Genomic DNA, 21,119 nt, shown 5'->3' on the forward strand with positions numbered 1-21,119 from the left:
GTCTATTATTAACTTTCTGGAAAACTATAGCTGCATCAATATTAGTATTTAGCTAATCAATTGTCATGTAATAAAAACGCTTTTTCAATAGGGAGTAATTTTAATTCTGGTAACATTGGCATAATTAAATCTATTCCTGCTTTTTCGTTACTATTACCGTGTACTAATATGAAAGAACCATCCTGAACTTTTTCGCCTTTAGCAAGCCAAGCATTACTACCGAGCGGAATAAATCCTAAATCTTTTAGTTTTTCTATTAATGTTTGATCAGAAACTAATCCAGGGAAACGAAAGAAAGGCGACGGAGCAATATTATAACTTACTAATATTTTTCCTGCCTCTAATACTTCATTTTCAAAATCATCTTTATTGGAAAGAAGGAAATTATCTTCAAGAGGCTTATCCTTAAAATAAGGATGACTAAATGAATGATTAACCCATGTTATTTGTAAATAACCACTTTCTTGTTGCTTTAATAACCATACGAACTCTTCTGTATGCTTATTAATCCATAAGCCTGAAACACATATAGTAATAGGAATAGGTTTATTTAGTTTGATCGATAATTCTACAAGTTTTTTAAAAAAATCTTCTTCAGAATTTTTAGAAGAGGGGCACATGTCAATTGTAAGAAATTGTCCTTTTACTTTATACATGCTATTCGTAGCACCGTAATTTTGTAATGTATAAGGTGCAGAGCTATATTTATTTAAAGATTTAATATACGGGGTTTTATTTAATTTTTTTAAAAAATTTTCTTTTTCTATTTTATTCGCGGGTAAAATTACCAGTTCTTGTAGGGCTAACTCAGTTTTAAAAGAATTCGGATCTACTAAAACGAAGTATGATTTTTCATTATTTAAATAAGAACGAATGGCAATTTTTATTTTTTTATTTTTAGCAATTACAGGCAAAAATACCGGTTTATAATCAGTTATAATTGCTGCTTTTTCACTTCCATAACTTAAATTAAAAAATAATATTACAAAAATAAAGCTTAGAATTCTTTTCATTTATTCGTCTCCATAACGCTTGTATAAAATTCCGCAATTTTCTCTTTTACCTCTGCGGGATCGTTCATCAAATTAACCGCACACCTAAACTCTGCCGAATTCGGTAAACCGCTACTATACCAGCCGATATGTTTACGTGCAATAGGTACGCCCGCGGATTCACCGTAATAATCAAGTATTGCCTCATAATGCTCTGTTACAACATCTAGCTGCTCTGATATAGAGGGGACAGTTTTTTCTTCACCGGTTTTAAGATAATGATCGATTTGTGAAATAAGCCAAGGCTTACCGTACGCTCCTCTACCGACCATAATACCGTCCGCACCGGATTTTTGCAGAGCTTCTTTTGCCTTAGCAAAATTAGTAATATCACCGTTAGCAATAACCGGAATCCTTACAACTTCTTTAACTGATCGTATAAAATCCCAATCAGCATTACCGGAATAAAACTGGCATCTCGTTCTACCGTGAACGGTAACCATCTGAATTCCTGAGCTTTCAGCAATTTTAGCCAAGCTCGTTGCGTTTTTTGTCTGATCATCCCAGCCCATACGCATTTTAACGGTTACCGGCAGCTTAACCGCTTTAACAGTGGCTTCAAAAATCTTAGCTGCGAGCTGCTCGTCTCTCATTAAAGCCGAACCTGCATAACCGCCTACCACCTTTTTCGCCGGACAACCAAAATTAAGATCGATAATTTTTGCCCCCATATCCTCGTTCATTTTAGCAGCTTCTGCTATTACATTCGGCTCACAGCCTGCAAGCTGCACGCAAGCACTTGTTGCATCATCACGCATAATGGCACTTTTTTGTAGTGACTGCCTAGATTCCACAATCATTGCTCTACTCGCAACCATTTCAGAAACTACCAGCCCTGCACCGAATCTTTTCACCAATCTTCTAAATTCCAAATCCGTAACACCCGACATTGGAGCAAGGATTATATTTGAAGAAAGTACAATATCACCGATTTTGATCATAAAAAACCGTTATAGAAATAAACGTCTACTATATCATAATTTTATATTTCTGTCCAACATCACTAATAAAATATAGACAAAAGCCGATTAATCTATTATAAGCTTACTATTGTATTTGGTTTTTCCGTCGTTGCGAGGAGAAACTGTAAGTTTCGACGAAGCAATCCAGTTTATGTCATTCCCGCGTACGTAGGCGGGAATTCGTCATAAAGCAAGATAAACCGAGCTTTTAACAAGCTTTAAAGTACTGGATTCCCGCCTACGCGGGAATGACATATATAAGCGTCACTCAAAACAAGTATGATATCTAATTATTAAGGCCACGTAGCTCAGTCGGTAGAGCAAAGGACTGAAAATCCTTGTGTCGTTGGTTCGATTCCGACCGTGGCCACCACTCCTTATCTAATGCATTTCTAAACTTATTTTGGTAATTTTAAGTTAATAAGATACTGAAGTTTAATAAGGGTAAATTATGTTTACAAGTGTGAAAAGAATTTTTGGAATATATGAAGAATCAGATGAAATGTTATATAATAAATTAATATCCCTACTAAAAGAATTAACACTTGTAATACAAGCAATAGGTACAAATAAAAAAGAAGTTGGGAGATTAATTGATAAAATAAAAAATACTAATTTATTTTATCAATCCGATGAGAATGGTAATACAGCCTTAATTTTAACTGCTGGTGCAGGTTTAGAAAAAGCTTGTTTAAAACTTATTCCCAAAATGCCTACTGAGGCTATTAGTACGATCGAGAATATACGTGGTCAACCTGCCTTAACAAAGGCTATATGGCGTGATTTAGATAATGTTTGTTTAGAGCTTATTCCAAAAATGCTCAAGGAAAATATTAATGTTATTGATTCATGCGGAAGAACATTGTTAATGTTTACGTCCAAAAAAAAGGCATGACAACAGTTTCTCGAGCACTTATTAAACTGATGCCGCCTGAGATGATTATTCATGCTGATAATGAGTGAAATATGGCTGCAAACTACGCAAGTACGGACAAAGCATTTGCCGGTCGCACCTCCATTTTACAGATGTGGATATTAAAAGGCTATACGTTCAATAAGAGTTCCGATGACTTTATCATGAATATCCAATGACTTGGAAAAACAAATTGTTTTACGTGTCAGTCTTTTGCATCTTGTTCTAAGATTTAAGTTACCCCGTTCTATCCGTTGAGTATATTTTTTACTAACAATGTGTTTTTTGGGATCTAATAACCTAGCATAACTTCCCCATCCATCTGTAAAGTAAAAAGTAACCTTAAAATCCTCCAGTTTTTTTCAGTAATGATTCTGATGTGCTATCACATCTTGTACCAAAAGTATAAGCAACTACTTTTAACAAAATCTTATCCAAAGAATACCAAAGCCATCTTTGTTTGGATTTATTCTGTACATAAGACCATTGTTCATCTATTTCAGGAGCAATAATTACTTCTATCGTATTGATAGAATGATTTATCTTTTTTAACGCTAGATTTTTTTAAAACACGGATAACCGTATTGATACCCACTTTTAATACTCTTACTGTATCCCTAACTCCAGAGCCATTGATTGACATATCTACTATCTGAGCCTTGACTCCAGGCTTAGAGGCATTATTAATATATTACAGTTAAAAATATCGATTACACTGCTTGCATTGATATCTCTGTTGTTTTGAAATTGAATATCCCGCCTTTACTACTTTTTCTGTGTCGTTATAATATCTACACTTAACATCTATTCTTGATCTACACTTAACATATATTCTTGTCATAACTCCTTAACTATAATTCTCTCTTATTACTGTTTGAGGATTATAGACTATTCATGCTAAGCTGCAATACGGGGGCACGACCGCATTTGCCAAGACAATGAAGTTATTACAAGAAAAGTTATTAAAAAATTTAGTTTCATTTCTAAATAAATTTTTTTTAAATGAAGGTGGTTTAGATAATTTTTTTAAAATTGCATGTGCTACAAAATTCTATAAAAAAGTAAATCGGGGGCTATTAGCATATTATTTACAAGAACAAAATATTAATCCTGAATCTATTATAATAACGATGAATAATTTTACGAAATTATTCCCATTTGCCATTGCGGGAGTATGTAAAAAAATTCAACCGGATTCTAAAACCTTTTTTACATTTATCATTATTACCAAATGAAGCAATATGTTGTATTATCTCCCATTTAGAAAACGAAAAATGAGGAATAGATGTTGAGTTGCCCGGAAAAAGCAGTGCTACATAGAATTAATAAAAAGGGACAATTTTTATCCTATGTCATTCCCGCGGAGGCGGGAATCCATTACTTTAAAGCCTTTTTAAAAGCTAGATTTATCTCGTTTTACCCTGGATTCCCGCTTCCGTGGGAATGGCATCGAACGTGCTTTCAATTACTCTCAGTTAATAAGTTTTTTTAAAGTAATTAATTTTGTATAACAAAAAGTAATTTTCGCTACTTTTTAAAGCTCTCATATTTAATACACAATTATTCTCATCACAGATAAAAATTTTAACTAAGTTTTGATATGATAAAGTGCCAAGAATAATTGAACGGACTAAACTAAGAGAGGCTTTTAAAAGCGTTTTATCAATTATAAGTATGATTTTTCGGTATGGAAATTTGAACAAAGTACGGATTAACTTATAGCAGGCATATGTGTTGTAAGGCTTCTTGGCTAAAATAAGTTCTATACTTACCACACCCATTCCATTCGGATAGATTTCACGTAATAAGTCTTTGTCTTTAATAAGAAAATCTAGATACGGCTCTATTTTTTCTGCTACGGTTTTAGTGTTCATAACGACTTAGTTCTCCTGATTAAACTTAAATGATTCAAGTTTGATCACCAAGAAAGCTAAAATATCTCAATGGTGATCAGGGAGTTAGTAACACCGTATAGAACATCAGCTATGATAGGCTTTAAGCTTAAAGTTATACCCTAAGCCCTGAACATACCCTATCATCCCCCTGATCAAAAGAGTCGAGGATTACATTTTTACGGAAAATGATAACCGGTTCTATAGGAGGTTACTAAGCTCCAGAACAATCTTAACTGCTCCAAGATGATTTTAAGCAAAACTTTAAACAAGTCAATATGATTATTGATTTCAAAAATTGGCATTACTCGGTTTTTCCGTCATTGCGAGAAGAGTTACAACGTAATTTGACGAAGCAATCTCGTATCAAATTCCTGAGATTGCCACGCTCCCTTCAGTCACTCGCAATGACGGCTTAATATCGACACAGGGAATGACATCGAGTGTTGACTATTGGTACTTCATATGGTACTATTTAGTTTAGGTTCTGTGAAGAAAAATAAATTTATGACATATTTGATTGCTAGTGAAGCTAGAAAAAGTCTATGCAAGTTAATTGATGAATTAGCTATAAGCCATGAACCTACGTTAATAAAGGGTAAACGAAATGCCGCAGTTTTAATATCGGCTGATGATTGAGAAGATATACAAGAGACAATATTTGTAGCCTCTAATAAAGAATTAAGCGACTCAATTATTAATGGGCTAAATACTCCTATCAAAAAATGTAGTGTCTTAGAATTAAAGTAAAAATGTACACTTTATACCTTACTGAAGCTGCGCGTAAAGATTATAAATTAGTAAGCAAATCTATTTATAACGATAAAATTCAAAATCTATTACATATTATTCAAAATAATCCTTTTCAAAAAACCACCTCCTTATAAAAAATTAGTAGGTGCTTATAATAGTGCTTATTCAGGAATAATTAATCTACAACATAGGTTATTTTATCAAGTATATGAAGAGATCAAAGAAGTAAAAATTTTACGCATGTGGGGTCATTATGGAGATAATTAGGTTTTGTTGTTGTCATCCCGTGATTTATTCACGGGATACAGTTAAGAATACTAACAATGTTAGTATTCTTAGTTGTTTTATGGATACCGTGGACAAGCCGCGGTATGACACCGAGCGCTTTTTTATATCCACGCAACAATGCCTTCCCGCGGAAGCGGGAATGACATAAATCAGCACTATTGAATAACCTAAGAATCATGCAAAACTTGTAAATTTTGTTGCATAATAAAACTATCACTTATATACTGTCGCTAATGATTAATTTGCTTAAAGTTTCATATGGTAAGTAGTAATTTTTATAAAAATCTAGGGCCACGAAAACTAACGGCAATTATAGATTTTTTACAAGATATTATAGAAGCTCCTAAAATCTATGAAGATATAGTAATTCATGATATTAAGATTTTACAAGAAGCATCTTCAAGCGATATTAGCTTTTTAAGCAATCCTAAATACTTCGAATTTTTAAAAACTACCAAAGCTGCTGCTTGCATCGTACCAAAAGATTTCTCCGAAAAAATAGATCCAAATACCGTTTTACTACGTGCTACAAATTCATATTTTGCTTACGGCAAATTGATTGATTTTTTTTATGCTCCTATTAAATCATACCCTGCTAAAATAATGAAATCAGCCTGTATTGCAGATTCGGCAACTATCGGAAAAAATTGTTATATAGGTCATAACGTCGTTATCGAAGATGACGCTGTTATAGGTGATGATAGTGTTATAGAATCCGGTAGTTTTATAGGTAGAGGTGTAAGCTTAGGCAGAAATGCTAAAATAGAATCAAATGTCTCAATAAATTACGCAATTATAGGCGATGATGTCGTCATACTTGCAGGTGCAAAAATAGGACAAGATGGATTTGGATTTTCTACCAAAAGGGGCGTACATCATAAAATATTTCATATAGGAATAGTTAAAATCGGCAATAATGTTGAAATTGGTGCAAACACTACCATTGATAGAGGCTCGCTCCAAGATACAATTATAGAAGATTTATGCCGCATAGATAACTTAGTACAAATAGGACACAGCGTAAGAATAGGCAGAGGTTCTATTATTGTAGCACAAGCAGGTATAGCAGGTAGCACCGCAATCGGTAAATATTGCGCTCTTGGAGGACAGGTAGGAATCGCTGGACATCTGAATATAGGCGACGGGGTACAGATAGCAGCACAAGGCGGCGTAGTACAAAATATAGAAGCAGGTAAGATTGTCGGCGGTAGCCCCGCGGTACCTATTATGGATTGGCATAGACAATCTATTATTATGAAACAATTAGTAAAGACTTCTAGTAGCAAATTAAAAAAGTAGTTTGTTATTGAAAATGAATATCTGAACCGTCATTGCGAGAAGAAACTGCAAGTTTCGACGAAGCAATCCAGACTTTTTTATTATTTTTCTGGATTGCCACGTCGCTTCGCTCCTCGCAATGACAACCTTCAGTATCCACACAGGCAAGACCTGCTCGCAATGACGGAAAATTTACATTAAAGAAGAGACCTAGATAAATGATTATCGATATTACAGAAATTATGGATCTGATACCTCATCGTTATCCATTTTTATTAGTAGATAGAGTACTTGAAATTGACCTTAATAAATCAATATTAGGCATTAAAAACGTTACTGTTAACGAACCGCAATTTACAGGGCATTTTCCGGCAAGACCTGTTATGCCCGGTGTTCTAATGGTTGAGGCTATGGCACAGCTTGCGGCTATATTAGTTGCTAAATCTTTAGGCTCCACTAGGAATAAAGAAGTGTTTTTAATGGCTATTGAAAATGCAAAATTTCGTAGAATCGTTCAGCCCGGAGATACTATGCATATCCATGCTACTATTGAACAGCAGAGAGTTAACGTATGGAAATTTTCAAGTGCGGTTACAGTCGAAGGTGAAATAGCCGCAGAAAGTAAATTTACTGCAATGATTAAAGATAGAACGTAAGGTACTCGATGAATTTCAAAAATTGGCTACGTCGTTTTACAAGTGCTTTGGTACTCGCGTATTATTATACGCTCCGCTCCTCGCCTCATAAACTCCCTGCTCTTTTTGAAGCTGATCTTCGTATCGTCGTATATTTGGAGTATAAGTAGTGTCAAATTCTAATACCCAGCTAACAGCAATACATCCTACGACTATAATTGCAGATGGTGCAAAGCTCGGTAAAAACATAAAAATCGGTCCGTATTGTATTATAAGTGCTGAAGTAGTACTTCATGATAATGTAGAGCTAAAATCTCATGTAGTAATTGAAGGGATCACTGAAATCGGTGAAAACACGATTATTTATCCTTTTGCATCAATTGGTCAACCTCCGCAAATCTTAAAATATGCTAATGAGCGATCAAGCACAATAATCGGCTCTAATAATACTATTAGAGAATACGTTACGGTGCAAGCAGGAAGCCAAGGTGGCGGAATGGTGACAAGAATAGGAAATAATAATTTATTTATGGTCGGTGTTCATATCGGTCATGACTGTAAAATCGGTAATAACGTAGTATTTGCTAATTACGTAAACCTAGCAGGTCATATTGAGGTAGGTGATTACGCAATAATAGGTGGATTATCGGCAGTTCATCAATATGCTAGAATCGGTGAGTATTCGATGATCGGCGGGCTATCACCGGTCGGAGCAGACGTAATACCTTTTGGGCTTGTAAGCAGTAAGCGTGCGGTGCTTGAGGGTTTAAATCTAATTGGTATGAATAGAAAAGGTTTTGATAAAGCGGGGTCTTTAAGTGCTTTAAAAGCTATCGAAGAAATCTTCTCAGGCGAAGGTAATTTTGCTGAGCGTATAAAACAAGTTACAGAGAAGTATAAAAATAATTCTATAATAATGCAAATTATCGATTTTCTTAATCAAGATAGTAGTAGAGCATTTTGTCGTTTTGAGAAGTGATTTTATTTAACTAACGATATGTAACACTTTGTGTTACAATTAAATATTATAAGCTGGGTTATTTTAATTTATTAAAGGGAGTAAAAATGGCAAAAGTATTACGACTAGTATGCGCTTAGAAATAAATTTAAGTAAAGAACTTGAAAAAGCAGCTCATGATTTACACCGTGGCAAAAGTTGGATAATTAGTGAAGCAATACTTGTATATCTTAAACAACTAGATAATTCAGGCGTGCCTAAAGAAGCTAGACATCAATCCTTATTAACTAGAAAAGAAAACAATCCTGATGCCGATTTATGGTTAAAACACAATGGAGAAAGTTGGCTAGATGAATGGGATAATAGAAATTAAAAAAGAATGTATTGTTGCTTGTGTAATATCTGGAGAGGTGCCGTCAAGTTAAGTAAGATAGAGTCAAAAGGAGCTATATTTTTAGATTTCAGGCAGCAAGAAGTCTTTGAGTAGCTTCATCCCAAACGTCTTTAGCGGATGTAAATGCAATTCTTTGCTCGGGTGCCTTTTTATTATATCTACCAACATCTACAGCAAATATATTTCTAACCTTGCTCATCAGTGATAATGTACATTGTGCTGGGTTAGGATGCTTGAATTTAATCAGTATCCTCTCTTTTTGCCTAGTTGGCTGATGAGCATTCTCAACGCGGTTATTTAGTCTCTTATGAGTGCGATACTTAGTTTTAGGGCACATAAGCTTAACAGGTTTAATGTAACTCCTTAGCTTATCAGTAACAATTACTCTTGGAGAAGGATAATTACCCAGTAATCTTGATAAAAACCTAATATCTGACTTCTTGTTACGACGCTTCTGCAACAATACTTCTAACTCATACCCCTCAGAATCAACAGCTCTCCATAATATGAATACTTCACCTTTGATCTCGATGTTCATCTCATCTAAATGCCATTTATCAGTTGGCTTCCGCCCTCTCTTCCTGATGACATCTTGAAAATAAACTGCAAATTTATTGCACCAAAATCTTACAGTCTCATGACTCAAAATAATACCTCGATATGCCATCTGTTCTTGAACATCTCGGTAGCTACTATTAAAACGATGATATAACCATACTACATGACTGATAATACTTGCTGGAAAACGATGTCTCTTCGGGGCTTGAGTAATATGCATAGCGGTATAATTTAGAAAAAAATGGTTATTGCTATTCTATAAATCATTCTTTGCATTTGCTCGATACTTAATTTACATCTCTTTTAACTTGACGGTGCTATGTTGGTAGATATGGTAAAAAGGCACCCGAGCAAAGAATTGCATTTACATCCGCTAAAGACGTTTGGGATGAAGCTACTCAAAGACTTCTTGCTGCCTGAAATCTAAAAATATAGCTCCTTTTGACTCTATCTTACTTAACTTGACGGTGCCTGCTGACGATATACTTCCAAGACTCCTAGCTAATTCTAGTAATCCTATTTTTGGCTTTATTATTTTTTGATTTAGATTCATCTCTAGTCCTCCATTTAATATTTATCTTATTTTACTAAATGTAAGATTAAATCTCAACTATTACAAATTAACGACGTCCTGAGTTCAAGTCAGTTTACTATATAATTTTTTAATATTGACACTTCTTAATTTAGTAGTATGATATGTAATTACCATGAAACGTGGTAATTATCTATATAAAAAAGAGGTAAGTTTATGAGTAATAATAATTATGAAAACATATACAAAGCATATAATTGTTTTTCAGAAGCAACAAATTCTGCCTATTTAGCTGTAAATAATTTTTTAGAATTACTTAATGTATTCAATAAATACCCTACTGTTATTTCTTTAATTTTTTCTAAAACAGTAAAATTAGACTCTAATATAACAAATATAATTAAAAACGGTGTTATTATATATGAGATATCAACAACTATAATAGGTGTCGTAAATACTTTTTATAAAGATAAAAAACTAGTCGATAAAATATTAAAAGACGGACAAAATGCTATTAATAAGCTTATTGAAACAACAACCTACTTATCATCAGTAGTTACAGATATTACAAATTCTTACTTGGTTGATCCGTATCAAGGAGAAGAAGCGCTATTATTTGACTTACAAATTCCTAACTCTACTAGTAGTGATTATTATAAATTTTCAGGAGAGGTAGTAAATTTAGCTGAAATTGAGACATATTAATAAGCTATAATTTTGCTTAACTTCGTCATGAGCTAAGCGACTGAAAAGGGGTTGTTGCATGGCTCGATTTTATATCATTCTCGCGTGAGCGGGAGTGATATATGAGTCGTACACTTAAATCAATCAATTATCTTTATCCTTAGCCCTTCTTTCTCCCTACTTATTTTAACCGTTTTACCGTTACTTATTTCGCCGGCTAAAATCATCTTGGCTAAATTATTTTGTATTTCCCGCTGGATAACACGTTTTAAAGGTCTTGCTCCAAAGCTTGGATCATAGCCTTTTTCGGCTAAATAATTTAAAGCAGATTCATCAAATTCAAGAGTAATATTTTGTACTAGTAAAATTTTCTGCAAGACTTCAAGCTGTATCTTAACTATATCATGAATATTACTACGGTTTAGGCGATGGAATAATATAATCTCGTCCAGCCTATTTAGAAACTCGGGTTTGAAGACTGCTTTTACATACTCCATTACCTGATCCTTTACAGCGTCATTCAAAAAACTTGATACAAGCGAATTTTGCGGCGTTCGTCTGTGCTCACGTACTTTTGTACGCTGTGCAGACTCTTTCTTAAATTCATCTTGTCTGAAGTTTTCTGAATTTAGCTGTACTTTATAAGTATCTTCATTAACCAATATTTCTGCACCTAAATTAGACGTTAACACGATAATAGTATTTTTAAAATCAACCGTTATACCTTGACTATCGGTTAATCTTCCCTCATCGAGTATTTGCAGCATAATATTAAATATGTCAGGATGTGCTTTCTCAACTTCATCAAATAATATTACCTGATATGGACGACGTCTTACCGCTTCCGTTAACATTCCGCCTTGATCATACCCAATATAGCCAGGAGGAGCTCCGATTAGCCGGGATATTGAGTGTTTCTCCATACATTCCGACATATCTATACGAAGTATTGCATTACGGTCATCAAAAAGAAAACCGGCTAAGGCTTTGGTAAGCTCGGTTTTACCGACACCGGTCGGTCCTAAGAATAAGAACGAACCAAGCGGACGGTTAATATCCTGAATACCTGCACGTGATCTTCTGACCGCATCGCTAACGCCTTTAATTGCCTCATCCTGTCCTATGACCGATTCACGTAATTTCTGCTCCATCACAAGCAAACGCTCACGCTCACTTGACAGCATAGTATCAATTGGAATACCGGTAATACGAGAGATAATACTTGCTATATCACTTTCCGATGCAATTTCTTTTAACAACCCTTTATTATTCATACTCTCGGTTTCCTGAATTTTTTTCATAATCTCAGGTATAATTCCGTATTTTAGCTCACTAGCTTTAGCAAGATTAGCGTCACGCTCAGCACGTTCAAGTTCGTTTCGGCTACGGTCCAGTTCTTCTTTAAGCTTTTGTGCTTGCTGCAGCTTAGACTTTTCCGCCTGCCATTTAGCTCCCATATCATAGGATTTAGACTCTAATTTTTCCAACTCTGTGGTTAAATGCCCTATTTTCTTTTTAGAATGCTCGTCATTTTCCTTTTTAAGTGCTGCAAGCTCAATCTTTATCTGAATAATACGGCGATCTAATTCGTCAAGCTCTTCGGGTTTACTTGACAATTCTATTTTTATACGACTGCAAACTTCATCAATTAAATCAATAGCTTTATCAGGTAAATAACGATCGGTGATATAACGATTTGAAAGCGTAGCTGCTGCAACTATTGCACTATCGGAAATTCGCACAGCATGATGTAGCTCGTATTTTTCCTTTATACCTCTAAGAATTGAAATTGTATCTTCTACTGTCGGCTCACTCACGTAAACAGGCTGGAAACGACGAGCAAGCGCTGCATCCTTCTCAATATATTTACGATATTCGTCTAAAGTAGTAGCGCCGATGCAGTGCAGCTCACCACGAGCAAGCATCGGCTTTAGTAAATTCGAAGCATCCATAGCGCCGTCGGTTTTTCCCGTGCCGACTAATAAATGTAGCTCATCGATAAATAAAATAATTTCACCGCTTGATTCCTTTATTTCGCTAAGAACTGCTTTAAGACGCTCCTCAAATTCACCTCGATATTTAGCGCCTGCTATTAATGCCCCCATATCAAGCTCGATAATACGGCAATTAATAAGCGATTCAGGCGCGTCTTTACTAAAAATTCTTTGGGCTAAGCCTTCAATTATAGCGGTCTTACCAACTCCAGGCTCACCTATTAATACAGGGTTATTTTTCATACGACGCGATAGTACCTGCACAGTTCTTCTTATTTCTTCATCACGCCCGATTATTGGATCAAGCTTACCGCTTTCGGCAAGCTCCGTTACGTCTCTGCCATATTTTTTTAGAGCATCATAGCTATTTTCTGCCGATTCAGTATTTGCTTTTTTCCCCTTACGGAGCTGCAAAACAGCCACTGCTAGCTTCTTGCCGTTAATGCCGTTACCGGTTAGAATTTTACCGGCTATGGTATTATCATAGCTTAAAGCTTCTAAAATACACTCGATTGTTACGAAACTATCGCCATTATCTTTTGCAAGGTTACTTGCTTTTTCTAAGGATTTAAGAGTTTCAGCAGAAAAATAAATCTGCCCCCCACCTCCCACTTGTACTCTCGGTACTTTATTTAATTCTACCTGTGCTTGATCTTTTAATAGATTTATATTACCGCCGGCATTATTAATAAGGGTTTGAATTATACCTGTTTCTTCACTTAAAAGACTACATAATAAATGCAAAGGTAATATTTGCTGATGATCGTTTTTGGCAGCTAAAGATTGGCTATTAATTATTACTGATTGAGCATGTGCAGTAAATTTATCAATATTCATATAAGTAATATATTTTAATTATTAAGATTGAATTTTAATAGATTATTGCTATATAATTATTTTAAATTAAAATAACAAGATCTATTCGTTTAATTTGGAAAATTAAACTTCGTCTAAATTAAAAACAAGGTTTTTACCATGTCCCTATCATTAAAAGAGCGATTTGACCAAGATAAAGATTTTCTTATAAGTCAAACAAATGAGTTTTTAGCGGGTAACAAACATCTATCGCCCCCACTGCAAACCAATAGAGATGAAGTTATCAAAGCAGTGGAGGAAGGAAATTTTACTGATTCACTACAAAAACTTGAAATTTTACGTGAAGAAAAAACCGGCATAAAACTTACTAGAATTCGCCCTTTAGTAGAAATAGAGGGAGCAACAGGTGTAATAGTTCGTGATGCAAGAAACGCTAAAGAGCCACGCGTACTTGGCACTGAAGGTCATGAAATGCAGTACCTAAATGCTGTACGAGCAGCAATTGATATAGCTAAGATTGAAAATAAACCAGGGCTTGAAGTACAATTAAAAAAAGAAGCCAAGAAATTTATAGTGAGCTTTAATGCACTTAATATGAAAGAGTCGCAAGAAAATATTGCTATTAGCATAAAAAACAGCATTAATGATATAGCGGTATTTTTAGAAAAAAACGGTATCGAAGAAGTACATAAAAAGCTTAATGTTGCTAAGGATTTCCAAAATTTTAAAGACGAGCATTGCAATATAGTTACTTTATCCAATATTAAAGATAAGCAAGGCGAAGATCATACGGTAATTGAAGCGGAGGTAGCACTAAAGGGGATAACTGATGAACAACAGCTAGAATACCAAAATAGAGCGGATAAAGACTGGTTCAAAGAAATGCCGGCTTGGGAAAGACAATTGGTAAATAAGTATTCCGAAGTAATAAAAGACGGTGATCACGTTATCTCAACCCAGTTACACCAAATAGTCGGCATGAAAAATGCCTTTGAAAAAATTACTGCTATGGCTGAAGAAAATAAGCCTCTTGAGATAATACATACCTCAAAACACGCAGGAACACTTGCTTCTCTTTCAAGAGATGATAATTCTAGACAAGAAATTACTAATCTAAATTCACGACAAGCTGGTGAATGGATGGGCAAAGATCATGTGCCCCATACGAATACTTTAAATAGCGGTAATGCAAATTTTAAACTCCCTCACCAAGATGCTATACTTGTAACATATACAAAAAGAGCCATGGATCATGTAGGAGGCTACAACACTAATACGGCTTTTAACATATTTAGGCTAAGTGCTGCTTGTAATAATCTTAATGGCGTGAAAGAACAGCTTAATAATCTTGTAAATAATCTACCAAAAGAAGATAATTTCGCTGATATTGCAACTCATTTAAAACCACGTGGCAAATTTGAGAGATTATTTGGCCTTAATAAACCAAAAGGCGATCTTCAGGGATTATTGGATATTGCGGTGCGTACACATAACTTATCTCCTGAAATTATTAAAATATTAACAGATTCTGCTGATTTAAGGAAAGATGTGGAGAAAGCCGATGTAGTTTTTTTTAGAGGAATGGATAAAGAGAATATAAGCAGTAGCATTTCTAGAAAACTCAATAATTTAAGCTATCAAGTCTTAAACTCTAAAGATCCGGTTTTAAGAAGAGTTCCAAAGCATGAAGTGCTTACCATGTGTGCAAGCGGTAAGGATCGCACAGGTCTTGCCGAGCATGATCAAACTAGCTCGGTTATAGCAGCTAGATTAGGGATAGAGGTACAAGATACCGACAAGCAACTTCTAAAAGCGGGGCACACTGCTGGGCAAGCCGGAGGAGTTTATGCAGGCGGTGCTACTATCGGCTGTTACGGCACATTGCAACAAACAGCTCAAGGATTCCCTGAAAGTAGAAAAGGTGCTCTGAAATCTATGATCGAGGCAACCGGAGCTAATAATAGAATCAAGAAACTTAAGAAAGGTACGATTATTAACGAAAAGGAGGAACAAACAAAAGCTTTGGAATTGCCGAATATGTATAAAGATGAGGAATATAGAACACTTCAATCTAATATACAAGTTGCTGCTAATAAAGAACAAGGGCAACCTAAATCTAAATCAACAAAATTAGCAATAGGAAACCTTAAACCTAGTATAACCCCATCGGCTAACTCTAATAAAGATCAAAATATAAGTATATAAGGAGAAATAATGTCAGAACTTGCAATTGTAACAGGCGGTACGAGAGGGATAGGCAAAGCTACTGCTCTAGAATTAAAAGATAAAGGCTTTACGGTAGTTGCTAATTTTTTCAGTAATTACGATGCTGCTAAAGAAATGGAAGAAAAATACGGCATAAAAACTAAACGCTGGAATGTTGCAGATTTTGAAGAATGTAAGAGAGTCGTAAAAGAAATTGAAGAGGATTTTAAAAAACTGGTAAGTATTCTTGTTAACAATGCAGGTATTACCAAAGATAAAATGCTACATAAAATGAGTCATCAAGATTGGAATGATGTCATTAACGTTAACCTCAATTCTTGCTTTAATATGTCTAGTAGCGTAATGGAGCAGATGCGAAACCAAGATTACGGTCGTATAGTAAATATCAGTTCAATTAATGCTCAAGCAGGGCAGGTAGGGCAAACTAACTACTCTGCTGCTAAAGCCGGAATTATCGGCTTTACTAAGGCTCTTGCTCGTGAAACTGCTTCTAAAAATATCACCGTTAACTGCATAGCTCCCGGGTATATCGCAACAGAAATGGTAGGAGCAGTACCTGAAGACGTGCTTGCTAAAATCATTAATAGTATCCCCAAAAAAAGACTAGGGCAGCCTGAAGAAATAGCTAGAGCCGTGGCATTTTTAGTTGATGAAAATGCTGGCTTTATAACAGGCGAGACTATTTCCATCAATGGCGGCCATAATATGGTTTAATCAATTAATTTATATATAGATTTGAATATAAAAGAGGGAATAGACCAATTATACTCTGAGGGAATAAATCTTTTAAATGACGCTAATTATGAAGAAGCACTTAAGATATTTACCTCGATTAGGCAATTAGATGAAGGTTATCATTTAATACCACAATTATATTTTAGAGGACTAGAACTTTTAAAGGCACCGTCAAGTTAAGTAAGATAGAGTCAAAAGGAGCTATATTTTTAGATTTCAGGCAGCAAGAAGTCTTTGAGTAGCTTCATCCCAAACGTCTTTAGCGGATGTAAATGCAATTCTTTGCTCGGGTGCCTTTTTATTATATCTACCAACATCTACAGCAAATATATTTCTAACCTTGCTCATCAGTGATAATGTACATTGTGCTGGGTTAGGATGCTTGAATTTAATCAGTATCCTCTCTTTTTGCCTAAGTTGGCTGATGAGCATTCTCAACGCGGTTATTTAGTCTCTTATGAGTGCGATACTTAGTTTTAGGGCACATAAGCTTAACAGGTTTAATGTAACTCCTTAGCTTATCAGTAACAATTACTCTTGGAGAAGGATAATTACCCAGTAATCTTGATAAAAACCTAATATCTGACTTCTTGTTACGACGCTTCTGCAACAATACTTCTAACTCATACCCCTCAGAATCAACAGCTCTCCATAATATGAATACTTCACCTTTGATCTCGATGTTCATCTCATCTAAATGCCATTTATCAGTTGGCTTCCGCCCTCTCTTCCTGATGACATCTTGAAAATAAACTGCAAATTTATTGCACCAAAATCTTACAGTCTCATGACTCAAAATAATACCTCGATATGCCATCTGTTCTTGAACATCTCGGTAGCTACTATTAAAACGATGATATAACCATACTACATGACTGATAATACTTGCTGGAAAACGATGTCTCTTCGGGGCTTGAGTAATATGCATAGCGGTATAATTTAGAAAAAAATGGTTATTGCTATTCTATAAATCATTCTTTGCATTTGCTCGATACTTAATTTACATCTCTTTTAACTTGACGGTGCCCTCTCACTGTATCCCTAACTCCAGAGCCATTGATTGACATATCTACTATCTGAGTCTTGACTCCAGGCTTAGAGGCATTATTAATATATTACAGTTAAAAATATCGATTACACTGCTTGCATTGATATCTCTGTTGTTTTGAAATTGAATATCCCGCCTTTACTACTTTTTCTGTGTCGTTATAATATCTACACTTAACATCTATTCTTGATCTACACTTAACATATATTCTTGTCATAACTCCTTAACTATAATTCTCTCTTATTACTGTTTGAGGATTATAGACTATTCATGCTAAGCTGCAATACGGGGGCGCGACCGGCAAGACTAGTTGCGATAGCAGGTATATTAAACTGAATTGAATTATTGCCGACAACAGTAGATTGTATAGTCAAAGTACTAGCATTGTTGTTAAAATTAAAGCTGTTAAAATAGTAAGTGTTTGCCGGTGCTTACCCCGGTCCCGGATTTGGTGCAAAAAGGAGAAACTGCCGCACTTGCAGCTGTCGGTGTAACCGGAGCACCTGTTAAAGTCATGTTTATAGCGTTAGGAACATTTACAACTAGCCCTACATTTGTTGCCTTAAGATTAACAGGTATAACAGGTCCAAGACTTAGGTTATTTGGTACCGTCATTGTTGCATTATTAAAGGTATCTAAATATGTAGCAGGAATTGCTGGCACATCTGCGGTAAAATTATTTACTACGCCAAGGGTTACAGACGAACCCGGTACGTATGCCCCTCCACCAAAAGCACTCCCATTAGATACTGAGCCACCTCCTACTGTTACGATTCGGTTAGCAGTACCAAGGACACTCGTGCTCGCGAGGATCAATGCGCAGTTGATGCAAACATACTTTTTTTAATAAATTTATAGTTTTTTTCGTTGGATTGACATAACATCTCCTAAATTTTGGCGTAATTTTTTAAATTATAAATTCGATATTAGTATTCCTTAGCAAATAATAAATATATTCGTTATCACACAAGAGGATTAAAGCCCCTCTAAGCAAAATGAGAGCAAGATAAAAATTCTTAATATTTTCGCTAGATTCTGTGAACATTCTTAATTGATTCACTATTTTGAGGTATTTTTTAGCGAAAATTAATAAGATTTTTGTCGGAATAGTTATTTATATTTCAAAAAAAATCTTATAATTTGCAGAAAAAAATAACCAAAATTAAATCTTTTTAGAGATGTTCACAGAACCTACGTTGTACTTTTAGAAAAAGTTAACAATAAAATTAAATTTTTATTCAGGGCTTTGATTAATATTAATAATAAAGGAGGGTAAGATGAAATGATTAACAATTATTAAAGAAACAAAAACTTTTCTAACTTATGATTCTGTTATATAAATAACATATTACTTTTAGTTGAAAACATTAATTTGGTATTAAACTATGTATGAAAATACTTATAAGATAAGGATTTTCTGCATATAAAAAATAATTATAAGTTACTTTTTCTTATTTAAAATAAATTAAATTTTATGTATTTTTATAAGAATTCGGTAAATCGTATAAAAAACTTAAAGAATACAGGGGTAAAACCTACTTATTTTAGCTCCTTAATAAAAACAGCAAAATTTTATTAATTTTTGTAATTCTTATGTCATTCCTGTAAAGCATTGTTGTGTGGATACCCAATTGTCATTGCAAGGAAATTACAAAGTAATTGATGAAGCAATCTCAGGATATTTGACGAGATTGCCACGCAGTCTACGACTGCTCGCAAGGACGTTATCTTTCTTTATTGAGCAAAATCTATAAATTTTTGCATAAACAGATTGATTTGCTACAAATAATAGAGTATATAGTATAGACATAATTAATCCTCGGGGCGTAGCGCAGCCTGGTAGCGCATCTGGTTTGGGACCAGAGGGTCGGGAGTTCAAATCTCTCCGCCCCGACCATATAATATATACTCCGAAGTAAAATGAAGAGTAGTAGTAAAAAATATAAATCTAATGTCAAAAGACAATCTCATTCAGTTTACAGGTACAGTACTTGAACTTTTACCTAATGCTACTTTCAGAGTAAAGCTTGAGAATGATCATATAATTATCGCTCATACTTCCGGTAGGATGCGTAAAAACCGTATCAGAATATTACTAGGAGATAAAGTTACGGTAGAAATGACTCCTTATGATTTAACTAAGGGGCGCGTGATTCATCGTCACTAGTCTTTATAAGTATGAAGCGAAACCAAAAAACCTTACCGATTATATTAGCATCAAACTCTCCTGCAAGAATTGAATTATTACACCGAATAAAAATCATCCCTTCACAAATTATTCCGGCAGATATAGACGAAACACCTAATTTACGCGAATTACCCGCTCCCTTAGCTATAAGACTTGCTTACGAAAAAGCTATGAAGGTTACATCTCAAATAGAGGAATCAGCTATAATTATAGCTGCCGATACTGTAGCGGCAGTAGGTAGAAGAATATTGCCGAAAGCTACTACTTACGAAGAAGTTAGGAATTGTATCAAGATGTTATCGGGACGTCGTCATCGCGTCTATACCGGTTTATGCATTATCAAAAAAGAGAATGATCAGCTTACCGTTAGACAAAAAATAGTTCAGACTATTGTTAAATTCAAAAAATTAAGTGATGAAGAGATTAATTTTTATTGTTCTTTAGATGAGGGGATAGATAAAGCCGGCGGGTGCAAAATTTCCGGTTATGCAGAAGCTTTTATCTCATTTATTTCCGGTTCATACTCAAATGTTATGGGACTACCTCTATTTGAAACGATGAATGCTTTAACTTCTTTAGGTTTTAAGGTATATAATCGCTAATAATCGAGGCATTGATAGATCAGTTTTTCCGTCATTGCGAGGAGTTGCGTTAGCAGCGACGCGGCGATCCCATAAGATAATGTAAAAAAACTCCTGAGAGATTGCCGCACCGGCATAAATGCCGGCTCGCAATGACGGTGAAAATCGATCCACGCATATAAATTACCTAGCTGCTCAGTTTCCAGGTTCGTCCAAATGACTCCTCTCATAATTTTCATGACGCTCTTGAGCTTCAATACATAATGCAGCAATAGGTCTTGCTTCTAATCTTTTTATACCTATTGGGTCGCCTGTTTCTTCACAGTAACCGTATTCTCCATTTTTAATACGTGATAACGCTTCTTCTATTTTACTCATTAATTTACAATATCTATTTCTACTACGAAGCTCAAAAGCTCGTTCTGTTTCATGAGTAGCGCAATCGTTTAGATCGGATTCTTTCAAATTTTCTTCCTTTAAATGATTTAAAGTCTCTTGAGACTCCTTTAATAAATCCTCTTTCCATCTTAAAAGTTTTTGTCTAAAATATTCTAGATGATTAGGACACATATATTCTTCATCTTTAGAAGGTTTATATCCCATGGGTAATTTAGGTACTTCTAGCATATTAA

At 34.8% G+C, this 21,119-nt stretch carries 29 protein-coding genes and 2 tRNA genes; 18 read left to right on the top strand and 13 right to left on the bottom strand.

Annotated elements, in window-relative coordinates; genetic code table 11:
• Positions 1–56: 56 nt before the first annotated feature.
• Together AAGD46_RS07620 and dusB are read right to left on the bottom strand one after the other, a co-directional pair.
• Positions 57–1,013: a hypothetical protein gene (locus AAGD46_RS07620; RefSeq protein WP_341787176.1), complete on the bottom strand. Its 957-nt coding sequence runs from the start codon at positions 1,011–1,013 to the stop codon at positions 57–59.
• Entirely contained in the window at positions 1,010–1,993 is a 984-nt protein-coding gene (dusB, locus tag AAGD46_RS07625) for a tRNA dihydrouridine synthase DusB (RefSeq protein ID WP_341787177.1), read from the bottom strand. The genes AAGD46_RS07620 and dusB overlap by 4 nt, the downstream gene beginning before the upstream one ends.
• A 318-nt stretch (positions 1,994–2,311) precedes the next feature.
• Between dusB and AAGD46_RS07630 the strand changes: the two genes are divergently transcribed.
• The 3 genes from AAGD46_RS07630 to AAGD46_RS07640 all read left to right on the top strand — a co-directional run bounded on the left by AAGD46_RS07630 (position 2,312) and on the right by AAGD46_RS07640 (position 3,106).
• Positions 2,312–2,387 (top strand) — tRNA-Phe (locus tag AAGD46_RS07630).
• Positions 2,388–2,477: 90 nt separating this feature from the next.
• Positions 2,478–2,909, top strand: a complete 432-nt coding sequence (locus AAGD46_RS07635) for a hypothetical protein (RefSeq protein WP_341787178.1) — start codon at positions 2,478–2,480, stop codon at positions 2,907–2,909.
• A 71-nt stretch (positions 2,910–2,980) separates the two neighbouring features.
• Complete coding sequence (locus AAGD46_RS07640) at positions 2,981–3,106, top strand: hypothetical protein (protein ID WP_341787179.1); 126 nt, start codon at positions 2,981–2,983, stop codon at positions 3,104–3,106.
• On the opposite strand, the gene AAGD46_RS09740 is transcribed toward AAGD46_RS07640, so the two are convergent.
• The 3 genes from AAGD46_RS09740 to AAGD46_RS09750 are packed head-to-tail and all read right to left on the bottom strand — an operon-like array spanning position 3,050 to position 3,570.
• Positions 3,050–3,283, bottom strand: coding sequence for an IS1 family transposase (locus AAGD46_RS09740; protein ID WP_410525955.1), 234 nt, complete (start codon positions 3,281–3,283; stop codon positions 3,050–3,052). The genes AAGD46_RS07640 and AAGD46_RS09740 overlap by 57 nt on opposite strands.
• Positions 3,270–3,470 carry an IS1 family transposase gene (locus AAGD46_RS09745; protein WP_410525965.1) on the bottom strand — a complete coding sequence of 67 codons (201 nt, stop codon included), beginning with the start codon at positions 3,468–3,470 and terminating at the stop codon, positions 3,270–3,272. Before AAGD46_RS09745 ends, AAGD46_RS09740 begins: the two co-directional genes overlap by 14 nt.
• On the bottom strand, positions 3,427–3,570 hold the full coding sequence (locus AAGD46_RS09750) for an IS1-like element transposase (RefSeq protein WP_341786690.1): 144 nt from the start codon (positions 3,568–3,570) through the stop codon (positions 3,427–3,429). The genes AAGD46_RS09745 and AAGD46_RS09750 overlap by 44 nt, the downstream gene beginning before the upstream one ends.
• A 295-nt stretch (positions 3,571–3,865) precedes the next feature.
• On the opposite strand from AAGD46_RS09750, the gene AAGD46_RS07650 reads away from it, so the two are divergent.
• Positions 3,866–4,162, top strand: coding sequence for a hypothetical protein (locus AAGD46_RS07650; protein WP_341787180.1), 297 nt, complete (start codon positions 3,866–3,868; stop codon positions 4,160–4,162).
• Between the two features lie 240 nt (positions 4,163–4,402).
• Here the strand turns inward: AAGD46_RS07650 and AAGD46_RS07655 are convergent, their stop codons facing one another.
• Entirely contained in the window at positions 4,403–4,801 is a 399-nt protein-coding gene (locus AAGD46_RS07655; protein WP_341787182.1) for a hypothetical protein, read from the bottom strand.
• A 483-nt stretch (positions 4,802–5,284) separates the two neighbouring features.
• On the opposite strand from AAGD46_RS07655, the gene AAGD46_RS07660 reads away from it, so the two are divergent.
• The 6 genes from AAGD46_RS07660 (at position 5,285) to AAGD46_RS07690 (ending at position 9,104) form a co-directional block, all read left to right on the top strand.
• Positions 5,285–5,458 (top strand): hypothetical protein, encoded by a 174-nt coding sequence (locus AAGD46_RS07660; protein WP_341787183.1) that lies wholly within the window; start codon positions 5,285–5,287, stop codon positions 5,456–5,458.
• Positions 5,459–5,571: 113 nt separating this feature from the next.
• The gene (locus AAGD46_RS07665; protein ID WP_341787184.1) at positions 5,572–5,706 is read left to right on the top strand and encodes a hypothetical protein; all 135 of its coding nucleotides are present in this window, start codon (positions 5,572–5,574) and stop codon (positions 5,704–5,706) included.
• A gap of 412 nt (positions 5,707–6,118) precedes the next feature.
• Complete coding sequence (lpxD, locus tag AAGD46_RS07675) at positions 6,119–7,159, top strand: UDP-3-O-(3-hydroxymyristoyl)glucosamine N-acyltransferase (RefSeq protein WP_341787186.1); 1,041 nt, start codon at positions 6,119–6,121, stop codon at positions 7,157–7,159.
• 197 nt (positions 7,160–7,356) lie between these two features.
• Positions 7,357–7,794: a 3-hydroxyacyl-ACP dehydratase FabZ gene (fabZ, locus tag AAGD46_RS07680; protein ID WP_341787188.1), complete on the top strand. Its 438-nt coding sequence runs from the start codon at positions 7,357–7,359 to the stop codon at positions 7,792–7,794.
• Positions 7,795–7,942: 148 nt separating this feature from the next.
• Entirely contained in the window at positions 7,943–8,752 is an 810-nt protein-coding gene (gene lpxA, locus AAGD46_RS07685; protein WP_341787189.1) for an acyl-ACP--UDP-N-acetylglucosamine O-acyltransferase, read from the top strand.
• Between the two features lie 109 nt (positions 8,753–8,861).
• Positions 8,862–9,104 (top strand): hypothetical protein, encoded by a 243-nt coding sequence (locus AAGD46_RS07690; RefSeq protein ID WP_341787190.1) that lies wholly within the window; start codon positions 8,862–8,864, stop codon positions 9,102–9,104.
• Between the two features lie 88 nt (positions 9,105–9,192).
• Here AAGD46_RS07690 and AAGD46_RS07695 read toward each other — a convergent pair whose 3' ends face one another.
• Complete coding sequence (locus tag AAGD46_RS07695; protein ID WP_341787191.1) at positions 9,193–9,903, bottom strand: IS6 family transposase; 711 nt, start codon at positions 9,901–9,903, stop codon at positions 9,193–9,195.
• 174 nt (positions 9,904–10,077) lie between these two features.
• Positions 10,078–10,236 carry a hypothetical protein gene (locus AAGD46_RS07700; protein WP_341787192.1) on the bottom strand — a complete coding sequence of 53 codons (159 nt, stop codon included), beginning with the start codon at positions 10,234–10,236 and terminating at the stop codon, positions 10,078–10,080.
• A gap of 195 nt (positions 10,237–10,431) precedes the next feature.
• On the opposite strand from AAGD46_RS07700, the gene AAGD46_RS07705 reads away from it, so the two are divergent.
• Positions 10,432–10,920, top strand: coding sequence for a DUF5424 family protein (locus AAGD46_RS07705; RefSeq protein WP_341787193.1), 489 nt, complete (start codon positions 10,432–10,434; stop codon positions 10,918–10,920).
• 119 nt (positions 10,921–11,039) lie between these two features.
• Here AAGD46_RS07705 and AAGD46_RS07710 read toward each other — a convergent pair whose 3' ends face one another.
• Entirely contained in the window at positions 11,040–13,730 is a 2,691-nt protein-coding gene (locus AAGD46_RS07710; protein ID WP_410525931.1) for an ATP-dependent Clp protease ATP-binding subunit, read from the bottom strand.
• A gap of 138 nt (positions 13,731–13,868) precedes the next feature.
• Between AAGD46_RS07710 and AAGD46_RS07715 the strand changes: the two genes are divergently transcribed.
• From AAGD46_RS07715 to AAGD46_RS07725, 3 genes are read left to right on the top strand one after another with little or no spacing between them, the layout of a single operon-like run.
• Positions 13,869–15,914 carry a hypothetical protein gene (locus AAGD46_RS07715; RefSeq protein ID WP_341787194.1) on the top strand — a complete coding sequence of 682 codons (2,046 nt, stop codon included), beginning with the start codon at positions 13,869–13,871 and terminating at the stop codon, positions 15,912–15,914.
• 9 nt (positions 15,915–15,923) lie between these two features.
• The gene (locus AAGD46_RS07720) at positions 15,924–16,649 is read left to right on the top strand and encodes an SDR family oxidoreductase (protein ID WP_341787195.1); all 726 of its coding nucleotides are present in this window, start codon (positions 15,924–15,926) and stop codon (positions 16,647–16,649) included.
• Between the two features lie 21 nt (positions 16,650–16,670).
• The gene (locus AAGD46_RS07725) at positions 16,671–16,850 is read left to right on the top strand and encodes a hypothetical protein (RefSeq protein ID WP_341787196.1); all 180 of its coding nucleotides are present in this window, start codon (positions 16,671–16,673) and stop codon (positions 16,848–16,850) included.
• 36 nt (positions 16,851–16,886) lie between these two features.
• Here the strand turns inward: AAGD46_RS07725 and AAGD46_RS07730 are convergent, their stop codons facing one another.
• The 3 genes from AAGD46_RS07730 to AAGD46_RS09755 all read right to left on the bottom strand — a co-directional run bounded on the left by AAGD46_RS07730 (position 16,887) and on the right by AAGD46_RS09755 (position 17,782).
• On the bottom strand, positions 16,887–17,102 hold the full coding sequence (locus AAGD46_RS07730; RefSeq protein ID WP_341787197.1) for a transposase: 216 nt from the start codon (positions 17,100–17,102) through the stop codon (positions 16,887–16,889).
• On the bottom strand, positions 17,083–17,598 hold the full coding sequence (locus tag AAGD46_RS07735; protein ID WP_341787198.1) for an IS6 family transposase: 516 nt from the start codon (positions 17,596–17,598) through the stop codon (positions 17,083–17,085). The genes AAGD46_RS07730 and AAGD46_RS07735 overlap by 20 nt, the downstream gene beginning before the upstream one ends.
• 67 nt (positions 17,599–17,665) lie before the next feature.
• Positions 17,666–17,782 carry an IS1-like element transposase gene (locus AAGD46_RS09755; RefSeq protein ID WP_410525992.1) on the bottom strand — a complete coding sequence of 39 codons (117 nt, stop codon included), beginning with the start codon at positions 17,780–17,782 and terminating at the stop codon, positions 17,666–17,668.
• Positions 17,783–18,145: 363 nt separating this feature from the next.
• Between AAGD46_RS09755 and AAGD46_RS07740 the strand changes: the two genes are divergently transcribed.
• From AAGD46_RS07740 to AAGD46_RS07755, 4 genes are all read left to right on the top strand, one after another.
• Positions 18,146–18,565, top strand: coding sequence for a hypothetical protein (locus tag AAGD46_RS07740; RefSeq protein ID WP_341787199.1), 420 nt, complete (start codon positions 18,146–18,148; stop codon positions 18,563–18,565).
• A gap of 973 nt (positions 18,566–19,538) precedes the next feature.
• Positions 19,539–19,615: transfer RNA gene (locus tag AAGD46_RS07745), tRNA-Pro, on the top strand.
• A 54-nt stretch (positions 19,616–19,669) separates the two neighbouring features.
• Positions 19,670–19,885 carry a translation initiation factor IF-1 gene (infA, locus tag AAGD46_RS07750; RefSeq protein ID WP_341787200.1) on the top strand — a complete coding sequence of 72 codons (216 nt, stop codon included), beginning with the start codon at positions 19,670–19,672 and terminating at the stop codon, positions 19,883–19,885.
• 11 nt (positions 19,886–19,896) lie between these two features.
• A complete protein-coding gene (locus AAGD46_RS07755; protein ID WP_341787201.1) occupies positions 19,897–20,508 on the top strand; it encodes a nucleoside triphosphate pyrophosphatase in 612 nt (203 codons plus the stop codon).
• A gap of 174 nt (positions 20,509–20,682) precedes the next feature.
• Here the strand turns inward: AAGD46_RS07755 and dksA are convergent, their stop codons facing one another.
• Positions 20,683–21,114 (bottom strand): RNA polymerase-binding protein DksA, encoded by a 432-nt coding sequence (dksA, locus tag AAGD46_RS07760; protein ID WP_341787203.1) that lies wholly within the window; start codon positions 21,112–21,114, stop codon positions 20,683–20,685.
• Positions 21,115–21,119: the final 5 nt, after the last annotated feature.

This window comes from Rickettsia endosymbiont of Cantharis rufa (assembly GCF_964026445.1).
GTDB lineage: Bacteria > Pseudomonadota > Alphaproteobacteria > Rickettsiales > Rickettsiaceae > Rickettsia.

What these genes read in the sequence shown, in the direction of transcription:
- AAGD46_RS07620 (WP_341787176.1), bottom strand. Translation starts at nt 1,013, where the DNA reads ATGAAAAGAATTCTAAGCTTTATTTTTGTAATATTATTTTTTAATTTA.
- dusB (WP_341787177.1), bottom strand. Translation starts at nt 1,993, where the DNA reads ATGATCAAAATCGGTGATATTGTACTTTCTTCAAATATAATCCTTGCT.
- AAGD46_RS07640 (WP_341787179.1), top strand. Translation starts at nt 2,981, where the DNA reads ATGGCTGCAAACTACGCAAGTACGGACAAAGCATTTGCCGGTCGCACC.
- AAGD46_RS09750 (WP_341786690.1), bottom strand. Translation starts at nt 3,570, where the DNA reads ATGTCAATCAATGGCTCTGGAGTTAGGGATACAGTAAGAGTATTAAAA.
- AAGD46_RS07650 (WP_341787180.1), top strand. Translation starts at nt 3,866, where the DNA reads ATGAAGTTATTACAAGAAAAGTTATTAAAAAATTTAGTTTCATTTCTA.
- AAGD46_RS07655 (WP_341787182.1), bottom strand. Translation starts at nt 4,801, where the DNA reads ATGAACACTAAAACCGTAGCAGAAAAAATAGAGCCGTATCTAGATTTT.
- AAGD46_RS07660 (WP_341787183.1), top strand. Translation starts at nt 5,285, where the DNA reads ATGGTACTATTTAGTTTAGGTTCTGTGAAGAAAAATAAATTTATGACA.
- AAGD46_RS07665 (WP_341787184.1), top strand. Translation starts at nt 5,572, where the DNA reads ATGTACACTTTATACCTTACTGAAGCTGCGCGTAAAGATTATAAATTA.
- lpxD (WP_341787186.1), top strand. Translation starts at nt 6,119, where the DNA reads ATGGTAAGTAGTAATTTTTATAAAAATCTAGGGCCACGAAAACTAACG.
- fabZ (WP_341787188.1), top strand. Translation starts at nt 7,357, where the DNA reads ATGATTATCGATATTACAGAAATTATGGATCTGATACCTCATCGTTAT.
- AAGD46_RS07690 (WP_341787190.1), top strand. Translation starts at nt 8,862, where the DNA reads ATGCGCTTAGAAATAAATTTAAGTAAAGAACTTGAAAAAGCAGCTCAT.
- AAGD46_RS07695 (WP_341787191.1), bottom strand. Translation starts at nt 9,903, where the DNA reads ATGCATATTACTCAAGCCCCGAAGAGACATCGTTTTCCAGCAAGTATT.
- AAGD46_RS07700 (WP_341787192.1), bottom strand. Translation starts at nt 10,236, where the DNA reads ATGAATCTAAATCAAAAAATAATAAAGCCAAAAATAGGATTACTAGAA.
- AAGD46_RS07705 (WP_341787193.1), top strand. Translation starts at nt 10,432, where the DNA reads ATGAGTAATAATAATTATGAAAACATATACAAAGCATATAATTGTTTT.
- AAGD46_RS07710 (WP_410525931.1), bottom strand. Translation starts at nt 13,730, where the DNA reads ATGAATATTGATAAATTTACTGCACATGCTCAATCAGTAATAATTAAT.
- AAGD46_RS07715 (WP_341787194.1), top strand. Translation starts at nt 13,869, where the DNA reads ATGTCCCTATCATTAAAAGAGCGATTTGACCAAGATAAAGATTTTCTT.
- AAGD46_RS07720 (WP_341787195.1), top strand. Translation starts at nt 15,924, where the DNA reads ATGTCAGAACTTGCAATTGTAACAGGCGGTACGAGAGGGATAGGCAAA.
- AAGD46_RS07730 (WP_341787197.1), bottom strand. Translation starts at nt 17,102, where the DNA reads ATGCTCATCAGCCAACTTAGGCAAAAAGAGAGGATACTGATTAAATTC.
- AAGD46_RS07735 (WP_341787198.1), bottom strand. Translation starts at nt 17,598, where the DNA reads ATGCATATTACTCAAGCCCCGAAGAGACATCGTTTTCCAGCAAGTATT.
- infA (WP_341787200.1), top strand. Translation starts at nt 19,670, where the DNA reads ATGTCAAAAGACAATCTCATTCAGTTTACAGGTACAGTACTTGAACTT.
- AAGD46_RS07755 (WP_341787201.1), top strand. Translation starts at nt 19,897, where the DNA reads ATGAAGCGAAACCAAAAAACCTTACCGATTATATTAGCATCAAACTCT.
- dksA (WP_341787203.1), bottom strand. Translation starts at nt 21,114, where the DNA reads ATGCTAGAAGTACCTAAATTACCCATGGGATATAAACCTTCTAAAGAT.